The organism is Aquimarina sp. AU119 (assembly GCF_900312735.1).
In the GTDB taxonomy this organism is placed as follows: Bacteria; Bacteroidota; Bacteroidia; order Flavobacteriales; family Flavobacteriaceae; genus Aquimarina; species Aquimarina algiphila.
Genome location: NZ_OMPF01000013.1, coordinates 201,747 through 214,544, shown reverse-complemented (window position 1 = coordinate 214,544; position 12,798 = coordinate 201,747). Strand labels below are relative to the sequence as shown.

9 protein-coding genes are annotated in these 12,798 nt (G+C 35.7%); 7 read left to right on the top strand and 2 right to left on the bottom strand.

What is annotated here, in order from left to right; all coding sequences use genetic code 11:
• Positions 1–16 precede the first annotated feature (16 nt).
• Genes DK442_RS09485 through DK442_RS09455 form a run of 7 tightly spaced genes read left to right on the top strand, consistent with a single transcriptional unit; the run spans position 17 to position 10,463 of the window.
• On the top strand, positions 17–3,145 hold the full coding sequence (locus DK442_RS09485) for a TAT-variant-translocated molybdopterin oxidoreductase (protein WP_109435622.1): 3,129 nt from the start codon (positions 17–19) through the stop codon (positions 3,143–3,145).
• Positions 3,146–3,179: 34 nt separating this feature from the next.
• A complete protein-coding gene (gene nrfD, locus DK442_RS09480) occupies positions 3,180–4,916 on the top strand; it encodes an NrfD/PsrC family molybdoenzyme membrane anchor subunit (protein WP_109435621.1) in 1,737 nt (578 codons plus the stop codon).
• A gap of 4 nt (positions 4,917–4,920) precedes the next feature.
• Positions 4,921–5,460 carry a DUF3341 domain-containing protein gene (locus tag DK442_RS09475; RefSeq protein WP_109435915.1) on the top strand — a complete coding sequence of 180 codons (540 nt, stop codon included), beginning with the start codon at positions 4,921–4,923 and terminating at the stop codon, positions 5,458–5,460.
• 5 nt (positions 5,461–5,465) lie between these two features.
• Positions 5,466–6,116 (top strand): cytochrome c, encoded by a 651-nt coding sequence (locus DK442_RS09470; protein ID WP_109435620.1) that lies wholly within the window; start codon positions 5,466–5,468, stop codon positions 6,114–6,116.
• A 37-nt stretch (positions 6,117–6,153) separates the two neighbouring features.
• Positions 6,154–7,491, top strand: a complete 1,338-nt coding sequence (locus tag DK442_RS09465) for a quinol:cytochrome C oxidoreductase (RefSeq protein ID WP_109435619.1) — start codon at positions 6,154–6,156, stop codon at positions 7,489–7,491.
• Positions 7,492–7,524: 33 nt separating this feature from the next.
• Positions 7,525–8,601: a cytochrome c oxidase subunit II gene (locus DK442_RS09460; RefSeq protein WP_109435618.1), complete on the top strand. Its 1,077-nt coding sequence runs from the start codon at positions 7,525–7,527 to the stop codon at positions 8,599–8,601.
• Positions 8,602–8,645: 44 nt separating this feature from the next.
• Entirely contained in the window at positions 8,646–10,463 is a 1,818-nt protein-coding gene (locus DK442_RS09455; protein WP_109435617.1) for a cbb3-type cytochrome c oxidase subunit I, read from the top strand.
• Between the two features lie 54 nt (positions 10,464–10,517).
• Here DK442_RS09455 and DK442_RS09450 read toward each other — a convergent pair whose 3' ends face one another.
• Both DK442_RS09450 and DK442_RS09445 read right to left on the bottom strand, forming a co-directional pair.
• Positions 10,518–11,546, bottom strand: a complete 1,029-nt coding sequence (locus DK442_RS09450; RefSeq protein ID WP_109435616.1) for a Gfo/Idh/MocA family protein — start codon at positions 11,544–11,546, stop codon at positions 10,518–10,520.
• Positions 11,539–12,798 carry an MFS transporter gene (locus DK442_RS09445; protein WP_109435615.1) on the bottom strand — a complete coding sequence of 420 codons (1,260 nt, stop codon included), beginning with the start codon at positions 12,796–12,798 and terminating at the stop codon, positions 11,539–11,541. Before DK442_RS09445 ends, DK442_RS09450 begins: the two co-directional genes overlap by 8 nt.

Sequence of the window (12,798 nt, the reverse complement as noted above, 5' to 3'; positions counted from 1 at the left end):
CTAATATCAATTATATATGTCATCAAACAAGAAATACTGGAAAAGTGTTGAAGAGCTAAACGAAGATAGCTCTATTGTTGAGACGCTACAACAAAACGAGTTTGTTCAGGAGATTCCTACAGATGAGTTTTTAGGTGATAAATCATCTTTAGAAAATTCTTCGACTTCTCGTCGTGATTTTCTTAAATATGTAGGTTTTAGTACTGCTGCTGCAACATTGGCGGCGTGTGAAGGACCTGTTAAGAAATCAATCCCTTACGTGGTTCAACCAGAAAGAATTGTTCCTGGTGTAGCAAATTACTACGCTACCACTATAGCAGATGGATATGATTTTGCTAGTGTTTTGATTAAAACAAGAGAAGGTAGACCAATTAAAGTAGAGAATAATAACCTTGCAGTGTCAAATGGTGATGCTAATGCAAGAGTACATGCCTCTGTTTTATCATTATATGATAGCTCACGTCTTCAAGGGCCTAAAAAAGGTGCTGAAGATATCAGTTGGGATTCATTAGATAAAGAAGTGGGAGCTAAACTCAATGGATTAGGAAGTAAACAAATTGTTTTACTAACTCAGACATTTGCAAGTCCTTCTACTTCGAAGTTAGTTTCTGATTTTAGAGCAAAGTACCAAAATGTTAAGCATGTGGTGTACGATGCTGTATCAAACAGTGAGGCTTTGGATGCTTATCAGATGATGTATGGTGAAAGAGCACTTGCCGATTATGATTTTGCTAAAGTAAATACCATTGTAAGTATTGGTGCTGACTTTTTAGGAGATTGGCAAGGAGGAGGATATGATAGTGGTTATGCAAAAGGACGTATTCCTAAGAATGGAAAAATGTCAAGGCATATTCAATTCGAAGCTAATATGTCTTTATCTGGTGCTAATGCAGATAAAAGAGTTCAGGCAACTCCATCACAACAAAAACAAGTACTGGCTGCATTGTATAAATATGTAACAGGATCTGGTTCAAAAGGAGCTTTGGATTCTGGATTAGATGCAGAAGTAGTTAAAGCTGCTAAACAAATCCAAAAAGCAGGAAGTAACGCATTAGTAGTTACGGGTATTCAGGATGTTGATGCACAATTGGTAGTTTTAGAAATAAATAAAGCCATAAAGAGTAAAGCTTTTAATGAAAGTACTCCACGTACTATCCGTAAAGGTGATGCAAAAGCAGTAGCTCAATTGGTAAAAGATATGAATGCAGGGCGCGTTGGTGGTCTTTTGATTGCTGGTGTTAACCCAATGTATTCTTTACCTAACGCAAGCGAGTTTAAAAGTGGTCTTGAAAAAGTAGATGTATCTGTAGCTTTTAGTATGCATAATGATGCAACTGCAGAATTATGTCAATATGTTGCTACTACTCCGCATTATCTTGAGTCTTGGGGAGATGTAGAGTTGAAAAAAGGAAGCTATAGTTTAATGCAGCCTACAATTCGACCATTATTTGATACTAGGCAGTTCCAGGAAACTTTATTAAAGTGGACAGGGAATACAGCAACGTATCATGATTATATAAAAAATGCATGGACTGGTATTTTAGGAGGTACATCCTGGAATCAGGCACTGCATGATGGAGTATTAGTAAAACCAATACTTCCAAAACAAGAATTAGTAGATGCTCTTGATGCTCCAGAAGGAGATATTGCAGATATAGAAGCAGTTCCAGCTCCGGCAGTTGTTGGACCTAATGTAGGTGCTGCAGCAAGAAGGCTTTCTGTGACGAAATCAAATGATGGTCTAGAGCTTACATTATATACTAAAACATCATTAGGAGATGGTCAGCAGGCAAACAATCCTTGGTTACAAGAGATGCCAGATCCTATTACCAGAACATCATGGGATAATTACCTTACAGTTTCCAAAGCAGATGCGGATCAATTAGGATTAACTAATGAGAATGTTGCAAATGGAGCTTTAAATGGTAGTTATGCTAAAGTAGTTGTTGGTGGAGCAGAAGTTACTGTTCCTGTAATTATTCAACCAGGGCAGGCCAAAGGTTCTGTAGGGTTGGCATTAGGATATGGTAAGTCCAAAGGGCTTAAAGAAGATATGAATGTTGGTGTTAATGCATATCCTCTATATCAAAACCTTAATGCAGTACAGACTGTTTCTGTTACTGCAGCAGAAGGAACACATGAGTTTGCATGTGTGCAATTGCATAATACATTAATGGGTCGTGGAGATATTGTAAAAGAGACGACTCTTGAGATATTTAATACAAAAGATCACCACGAATGGAATGCTATTCCTGAAGTGAGTAAAAATCATATTGAATATGAGGTTACTTCTCCTGAAGTTGATCTTTGGGACGAATTTGATCGTTCTGTAGGACATCACTTTAATCTTTCAATAGATTTAAACGCTTGTACAGGATGTGGAGCGTGTGTGATCGCTTGTCATGCAGAAAATAATGTTCCTGTGGTTGGTAAATCAGAGGTGCGTAGATCTCGTGATATGCATTGGTTGCGTATTGATCGTTATTATTCTTCTCAGGATAGTTTTGAAGGGGATGACAATAAAAAGAATGCTATTGCTGGTCTTGGTAGTTCGTTATCTGAATTTGGTGAGATGGAAAATCCGTCAGAGAATCCTCAGGTAGTATTTCAACCAGTAATGTGTCAACATTGTAATCATGCTCCTTGTGAGACTGTATGTCCTGTTGCAGCGACATCACATGGTAGACAAGGACAAAATCATATGGCATATAACCGTTGTGTAGGTACAAGATATTGTGCAAACAACTGTCCTTATAAAGTTCGTAGATTTAACTGGTTCTTGTATAATAACAATGACGAGTTTGATTATCATATGAACAATGATTTAGGTAGAATGGTTCTTAATCCTGACGTTACTGTACGTTCGAGAGGGGTTATGGAAAAATGTTCTATGTGTATCCAGATGACTCAAAAAACTATTCTGGATGCAAAACGAGATGGAAGAGCAATTAAGGATGGAGAATTCCAAACGGCTTGTTCTGCGGCTTGTTCATCAGGTGCTATGGTATTTGGTGATGTCAATGATAAGGATAGTGAAGTAGCTAAACTTAAAGAGGATGATCGTATGTATCACTTACTTGAACATGTTGGGACTAAGCCTAATGTGATGTATCACACCAAAGTAAGAAATACTACAGAAGCCTAATTAACTAAATAAAGAATCAATTCAATTATAAAGGATTATGTCTCATTACGAAGCACCTATAAGAAAGCCTTTAGTAACCGGCGATAAAACATATCACGATGTAACTGTGGATGTAGCCGCACCGGTTGAAGGTAAAGCAAATAAATCTTGGTGGATTGTGTTCACCATCGCGCTTATTGCTTTCCTTTGGGGGATAGGTTGTATTATATATACAGTTTCTACAGGTATAGGAACCTGGGGATTAAATAAAACAGTAGGATGGGCCTGGGATATCACCAATTTTGTTTGGTGGGTAGGTATAGGTCACGCCGGAACCCTGATTTCTGCGGTATTATTATTATTCCGTCAGAAATGGAGAATGGCAATTAACCGATCTGCAGAAGCGATGACCATTTTCTCGGTTATTCAAGCAGGTCTATTCCCTATTATTCACATGGGACGTCCTTGGTTAGCATATTGGGTATTACCTATTCCTAACCAGTTTGGATCATTATGGGTAAACTTTAATTCACCATTACTTTGGGATGTATTTGCGATCTCTACGTACCTTTCGGTATCATTAGTATTCTGGTGGACAGGTTTATTACCAGATTTTGCGATGATCAGAGACCGCGCTATTACACCATTTAATAAAAAGATATATAGTTTACTTTCTTTTGGATGGAGTGGAAGAGCAAAAGATTGGCAACGTTTTGAAGAGGTATCTCTTGTATTAGCAGGTTTGGCAACTCCACTTGTACTGTCGGTACATACAATTGTATCGTTTGACTTTGCTACTTCAGTAATACCTGGATGGCATACAACCATATTCCCACCATACTTCGTTGCAGGTGCGATTTTCTCAGGATTTGCTATGGTAAATACTCTTCTTATTATTATGAGAAAAGTATCTAACCTTGAAAATTATATTACCATTCAACATATAGAATTAATGAATATTGTGATCATGATCACAGGTTCTATTGTTGGAGTCGCCTATATTACCGAACTGTTTGTTGCCTGGTACTCGGGTGTAGAGTATGAACAATATGCATTCCTTAATAGGGCAACAGGACCTTATTGGTGGGCATATTGGGCAATGATGACATGTAACGTGTTCTCACCGCAGTTTATGTGGTTCCCAAAATTGAGAAGAAGTATTATGTTCTCATTCTTTATCTCTATTGTAGTAAATATAGGAATGTGGTTTGAGCGTTTCGTAATTATTGTGACATCTCTTCACAGAGATTACTTGCCATCATCCTGGACAATGTTCTCTCCTACATTTGTGGATATTGGAATATTTATAGGAACGATAGGATTCTTCTTTGTATTGTTTTTATTATATGCTCGTACATTCCCGGTAATAGCACAAGCAGAGGTGAAAACAATTTTAAAATCTTCTGGAGAGAAATATAAAAAACTTAGAGAAGCAGGAATTGATCATAGAGATGAACTGCCAAAGGGTAAAGCAGAAGTAACTAAGGAAGAAACGAAACCTGAAAAAAAAGCTGAAACAAAAGAGGCAAGTCAGGAGGATATAAATAGTTTATTAGGTAACTTAGGAACATTTGATCCTTCAACCCAAAAAGCTGATGATCTTAAAAAAGTTAATGGCATTGGACCTGTAATGGAAAAGAAACTTAATGAGATCGGAATATTCACTTTCGATCAAGTAAGTAAAATGACCACGACAGAGTACGATTTATTAGATAGTATCACTGGATCTTTTCCTGGTAGAGCACAACGCGATGATTGGGCAGGACAGGCAGAACAACTTAAAAATAACTAAGAGTATGGCATCAAAAGTTATACATGCATTATATATAGACGACGATGTCCTGATGGACGCTGTCAAGAAAGTTCGCGCAGAGCATTATCATATCGAAGAGGTATTTACTCCTTTTCCGGTTCATGGACTTGATAAAGCGATGGGATTACCTCATACACGATTAGCAATCACATCTTTTATGTACGGATGTGTTGGGTTAACTGTTGCAATTTTGATGATGAATTTTATCATGATCGAGGATTGGCCGCAAGATATTGGTGGTAAACCAAGTTTTAGTTATCTGGAAAATATGCCAGCATTTGTTCCTATTATGTTCGAGCTTACTGTGTTTTTTGCAGCCCACTTAATGGTAATTACTTTTTACATGAGAAGTAGATTATGGCCATTCAAAGAAGCTGAAAATCCTGATTTAAGAACAACAGACGATCACTTTTTAATGGAAGTAGACGCTGGAAATCACGACGTAGATACACTTACAAGTTTATTAAGTGATACAGGAGCAGTAGAAATTAAAGTAATAGATAAGGAAGAAGATAACCATTAGTAATAATGAAGAATACTATAAAAATATTAGCAGCGGCAGTAGTGATGATTAGTGTTGTTTCTTGTCAAAAAGATTCAAAACCTAATTATCAATATATGCCTAATATGTATGAACCAGTAAGTTACGAGGCTTATGGGGAGTATGGTGTTTTTCCTGGAGGACAGGAGGCTATGTTACCAGCAGAAGGTTCTATCCCAAGAGGATGGATGCCTTATGAAATTGAAAACTCAAATGTAGGATACCAGTTTGCAAAAGATTCTCTTAAAAATGCCATTCGGTATACCAAAGAAAATGAAGATGCTGGTAAAGAGTTATATAATATCTATTGTGCAATATGCCATGGTGAAAAAGGAGATGGAAAAGGAACATTGGTGAAAAGAGAAAAAATTCTTGGAGTGCCAAGTTATGATGATGTAGGTAGAGCAATCACAGAAGGAAGTATCTATCATGTGATGTACTATGGAATTAATTCTATGGGGTCTTATGCTTCTCAAACAAGTGAGCATGAACGCTGGCAGATTGTTCAATATGTACAGAAATTAAAGGCAGACTTAGAGGGGAAAACCCCTAGAATAGATACAGATGTTGTTGTTGCAGAGACAAAGCTGGAAGGAGAACATCATGAGTCAACAGAAGATCATAGTAACGCACACTAGTGCACTAGTATAAAGTTAAGAATAACGATATTAAGATATGTATACGCTATCAAATAGATTAAGATTATTTTCTATCATTCTAATGGTTGTAGGTGGGATCGGACTTGTTTCTGGTTTTCTTTCGACACCAAAAACAATAGAAGAGGTTAAAGAAAAGATGGCAGCACATGATGCTCACGGTGGTGGTCATGGTGAATCGCATGCAGAAGAAAGTGGTCATGGTAATCAAAATCATGGTGAGGCAGCAGTAGATGCACATGGAGGTGATGAACATTATAAGCATGTTTTACACCAGTTACAAAATAAACCCTGGGCTTCTCTTTATGTAGCTGCATTTTTCTTTTTTATGATTGCGCTGGGAGTATTAGCATTTTATGCTATACAATTTGCAGCACAGGCAGGTTGGTCTCCAGTGCTGTTTAGGGTTATGGAAGCTATTACAGCATACTTGGTGCCTGGTGGAATCATCTTATTTGTAATATTGGCATTATCAGGATTTCATGTAAATCACTTGTTTGTATGGGCAGATCCTAAAGTTGTAGAACATGATGCGCTTATTCAAGGTAAATCAGGTTGGTTAAATGGTACTGGTTTTATTATAAGAGCAGCAATCTTTTTAGGAGGTTGGTTATTATATCGTCATTTTGCAGTAAAATATTCTAGACTGCAAGACGAAGATGCAACAGGAAACAAATGGTACAAAAAGAGTTTTAAGATATCAGCAGGGTTTTTGGTATTCTTTATCTATACAGAATCTATGATGTCTTGGGATTGGATTATGAGTTTTGATCCACACTGGTTTAGTACATTATTTGGATGGTACGTGTTCGCTAGTTTATTTGTATCCGGAATTACAACTATAGCATTAATTACAATTTACCTAAAGTCTAAAGGATATATGGAATTTGTAAATAATAGTCATATTCATGATTTAGCTAAATTTATGTTTGGAATAAGTATATTCTGGACATACCTTTGGTTCTCTCAATTTATGTTGATCTGGTATTCTAATATTCCTGAAGAAGTTACATATTTCATTACTCGTATAGAAGATTATAAATTACCATTCTTTGGGATGCTAGCAATGAATTTCATCTTCCCACTTTTAGTGTTAATGAATAGTGACTTTAAAAGAGTAAACTGGTTTGTAGTGATGGCAGGAATTGTAATTCTTTGTGGTCATTATATTGATGTTTATAATATGGTTATGCCAGCTACAGTTGGAGAATCATGGTTTATTGGTGTTAGTGAGATTAGTGCGGTGTTATTATTCTTAGGATTGTTCTTATTTGTAGTATTTAGAGCGTTAACTAAAGCTCCATTACTGGCAAAAGGAAATCCATATATAGAGGAGAGTAAACACTTTCATTATTAATAAATAGAATTGTAAAAAAGAAGATAGATAAAAATGACTGTATTCTTAACCATAGTAGTTATAGCGCTTTTTGGAATCACATTGTGGCAAATGTCAAAGATTTTGAAATTGTCTCAATTGAAAGACGCTGATAATTCTCAAGTAGCGAATGATAAGGATAATAATTTACATGGTAAGCTTATGCTTGCGTTTGTAATATTTCTTTACTTATTAACCATATATTGTTTTGTACAGTATCATACTTTTTTCCTTCCAGAATCGGCGTCTGAACATGGAGTGGACTATGATCAACTAATGTTGATTTCGATGGTACTGATTTTCATTGTACAATTCATTACGCAAGGGCTATTACATTTCTTTGCATACAAATACCGTGGAAAGAAAGAAAATAAAGCCTTGTTTTTTGCCGATAATGATAAGTTAGAATTTATTTGGACAATTATTCCTGTGATTGTATTAGCAGGGTTAATCATTTACGGATTATTTACCTGGACAGATATAATGAATATTGATGAGGAAGATGGTGATCCATTAATAGTAGAGTTATATGCATATCAATTTGATTGGCGTGCAAGATATTCTGGAGAAGATAACGAATTGGGTAAAGCTAATGTTCGTTTTATAGAGGGGATTAATACATTGGGAGTAGATGTTTCTGATTCCTATGGTAAGGATGATAAAATAACCAATGAATTACATCTTCCGGTGAATAGAAAGGTTATTTTCAAAATGAGATCTCAAGACGTATTACACTCAGCATATATGCCTTTCTTTAGAGCGCAAATGAACGTAGTACCTGGTATGATTACAGAATTTTCATATACACCTACTCTTACTTCTGAAGAAATGAGAAATAGTGAGTTTATGGTAGAAAAAGTAGCTACTATTAATAAGATCAGAAAAGAAAAGAGTAAGAAATTAGTTGCTGCAGGTGATGAAGCATTAGAAACATATGCATTTGATTATTATTTATTATGTAATAAAATATGTGGAACTTCTCACTATAATATGCAAATGAAGATTATTGTAGAGTCCGAAGAGGACTATGAAGCTTGGTTAAAAACACAACCAACTTTTGGAGAGCAATTATCAGCTCAAGCAAGTAACTAGAAGAAAAGAAGAATTAATATATTATATTAAAAAAGAATAGCGATATGTCAGCAATAGCACACGCAGATGATCATGCCCACGACGATCACGGACATCATAAAGAGACATTTATTACCAAATATATTTTTAGTCAAGATCATAAAATGATCTCTAAGCAGTATTTAATTACTGGTTTGATAATGGGTATTATTGGTATTGCAATGTCTATTTTGTTTAGAATGCAATTAGCATGGCCAGATCATAAATTTACAATTTTTGAGGTGCTGTTAGGTGATAAGTTTGGTGCAGATGGTGTAATGGATCCAGGAATCTATTTGGCATTAGTAACCATTCATGGTACAATAATGGTATTCTTTGTATTAACAGCAGGACTTAGTGGTACATTTAGTAACTTACTTATTCCTTTGCAGATTGGAGCACGTGATATGGCTTCAGGGTTTTTAAATATGATATCGTATTGGTTGTTCTTCTTAAGTAGTGTAATCATGGTATTGTCTTTATTTGCTGAGGCAGGACCAGCATCAGCTGGTTGGACAATTTATCCTCCTTTAAGTGCATTGCCACAGGCAATTGGTGGTTCGGGAATGGGTATGACCCTTTGGTTAGTTTCTATGGCAATATTTATTGCTTCCTCATTGCTTGGTTCTTTGAATTATGTAGTGACTGTAATTAACTTAAGAACGAAAGGAATGTCAATGACTCGTTTACCATTAACGATTTGGGCATTTTTTGTTACAGCAATTATTGGTATTGTTTCTTTCCCTGTATTATTATCTGCAGCATTACTTTTGATTATGGATAGAAGTTTTGGAACTTCGTTTTTCTTAAGTGATATCTATATCCAGGGAGAAGTGTTGCATAACCAAGGTGGTTCACCGGTTCTTTTTGAACACTTATTTTGGTTCTTGGGACATCCAGAAGTATATATTGTATTATTGCCTGCATTAGGGATCACCTCAGAAATAATTGCTACAAATGCACGTAAGCCTATATTTGGTTATAGAGCAATGGTTGCTTCTATTCTGGCAATTGCATTTTTGTCAACCATAGTTTGGGGTCACCATATGTTTATTTCAGGAATGAATCCTTTCTTAGGTTCGGTATTTACATTTACTACGTTATTGATTGCTATACCTTCTGCGGTGAAAGCATTTAATTATATCACCACTTTATGGAAAGGTAATCTACAGCTTAATCCTGCAATGTTATTTTCTATTGGATTGGTATCTACATTTATAACAGGGGGTCTAACGGGTATTATTCTTGGAGATAGTACATTAGATATCAATGTACATGATACGTATTTTGTGGTAGCGCATTTCCACTTGGTAATGGGTATTTCTGCACTTTATGGATTATTTGCAGGGGTATATCACTGGTTCCCTAAGATGTATGGTAAGATGATGAATAAAAACCTTGGGTACGTTCATTTTTGGGTAACTGCGATAGGAGCGTATGGGGTATTCTTTCCGATGCACTTTATAGGTATGGCAGGATTACCACGTCGTTATTATACAAATTCGAATTTCCCATATTTTGATGATTTAGCAGATACTAATGTATTAATTACTGTTTTTGCAATTATTACTGCTGCAGCTCAATTAGTATTCTTATATAACTTTATTGTTTCGATATTTTATGGTAAGAAAGCTGTACAAAATCCTTGGAGATCAAATACGTTAGAATGGACTACTCCAGTAGAACATATGCACGGTAACTGGCCAGGAGAAATACCTTCTGTTCATAGATGGGCATATGACTATAGTAAAACTAGAGAGGATGGCGAATATGTGATCGCAGGTCAGGATTTCGTATCTCAGATTGTTCCACTTCAAGAAGGAGAGGAAGAAATGCATCACTAATAATGATGTTTAAAAAATATAATGAAGCCCTTTCAAAATTTTGAAAGGGTTTTTTTATCTTATTGTAATAGAAGCGTTCATTTTGGAAGATTCATATACAGCATCTTGTATCTGTAATGTTTTAAGATAATTCTGTCCATTAGTTTCAAAGGGCTTTCCTGATATAAACTTGTCAATACAATCTCTTTGAAAAATATAACAACAATCTCCAGCAAATCCAACATCATTATGAACATAGAAATGTTCTTTTTCTATATCACCTAGTTTTTGTACTGTTATTTTTCCATTCGAGTATAGACGAAGAGAACCTTTTGACCCGTCAATCAGATATTCTCCGAATGTATATCTGGATTTTATAAAGTTATTCTCGTTATATCGATTTGCATCCCAAACGGCATGGGCATCATTTTCAAAATTTAAAATCATCATAGCAGCATCTTCTCCTTTAATCACAGGATTTAGTTTTTTGAGGATTGCGTATACACTTTTAACTTCACCAGCATGATATCTGAAAGTGTCTATGTAATGAACTCCTGTCTCATAAATAAGTAACTTTTCATAATCTCTAAAATAAGGTTGCCTTGCCAGGTAAGCATCTTTTCCCCAACCATCACCCATACGGGACCTAAAATTCAAATTAAATAAATCTCCGAGTTCACCTTGATCTATGATTTTTTTGATTTCTCTATGCCAGGGTTGGAAACGAAAATTTTCATGTACTACAAAACGAACTCCTTTTTTCTGTACGTGATCTACGATTTTTTTGGATTCCTCATAGGACGGTGCTAAAGGTTTTTGACATATGATATGCACACCTTGATCGGCAGCAAATACACACATTTCATAATGTGTCTCTGGAGGAGTAATGATATCTACAAAATCTGGTTTTTCTTTTAGAATCATTTCTTTGTAATCGGTATAGTGTTTTTTAATGCCATAACTATTCATGATGATAGTGGCTCTATCTACATCAGAATTACAAAGCGCAGTAATTTCTACTTCAGGTATTCGTGTCCAGGCTTCATATTGAAACTTACTAAAATAACCTGCTCCAATGACTACGCCTTTTAACTTCTTAATCATCTATTAATTTTTTATTGGGGTTCATAAACAACCAGAGTATAATTGCTATACCTGCAAGTATTGCTGCGAGGTAAAAGAAAGGTTCGTCTGATCCTGTCCATTTTTGCATATAAGGAAAAGCAAGTGCCGTGGTAAAGGCCCCTAAATTTCCTGCCATATTCATCATTCCGGATACTTTACCTGAGTTTTCTTGGCCTATATCCATGCAAAAAGACCAGGATGGGCTAAGTGTCATGTCCGCTCCAAAAATGGCAATAGATAGGCATAGAACGGCTCCTAGAGCTGTATTCATATATAGGCTGGAAATGATTCCGATAATGACAAAACTAAAACCTATAATTGCTGGGATTCTTCTGGAAAGCTTCCATTTTCCTTCTCTATAAATAATATCTACCATATAACCAGAAACCCAATTGCCAAAGGCTCCAGCTAATAAAGGAAGCATTGCATAGAATCCTGTATCAATCAAATTAAGTTGATATTTTTGCTTTATATATGGAAATAACCATGTTAGCATAAAAAAGAAAATAAAATTACTGCCTATGTATTGACCCATAGCCAATAGCACATTGCTCGAACTTAAAATTGTTCCAATTCTTATGCCTTTACTTTTTTTGGGATCAGTCTTTTGTTGTCGATTTTGGATAATGAATTGTTTCTCCTCATCAGATAATGCAGGATGATCTTCAGGCTTGTTTCTAAATACAAAGTAGAATATGACAGCAAATATAATCCCAATGAGTCCAAAGAAATAAAAGATATATCTCCATCCCCAGGCCTCAATTAAATAGGCAACCAAGGGTAAAGCAAATGCAGCGCCCAAGCGTGATCCTGAAAAATTAATTCCTTGAAATATTCCTCTTTCTTTAAGAGGTACCCAAGAGAATGCTGCTCTTGAAATATTAGGGAAAGCTCCTGCTTCCCCTGCACCAAATATGAATCTAAAGAATAAGAGAGAGAGATAATTCCAGGCAGCTCCGGTTAGAGAAGTGAATAATGACCAAAGTATCATGATACTCGCCATTACTTTTCGAACGCCATATGTATCTCCTAACGCACCTCCGGGAACTTGAAATAATGCATAACCCAGAGCAAAAGCTCCTAAAACCCAACCCATTTCTGTATCAGAAAGACTTAAATCGTTACCAATAGCGTCTTTTGCTGTAGATATGCATACTCTATCAACATACAACAGTAATGTTATTAAAAAAGAACCGGCAAAAAAACCATATCTTTTGAAAGATGTACCCAT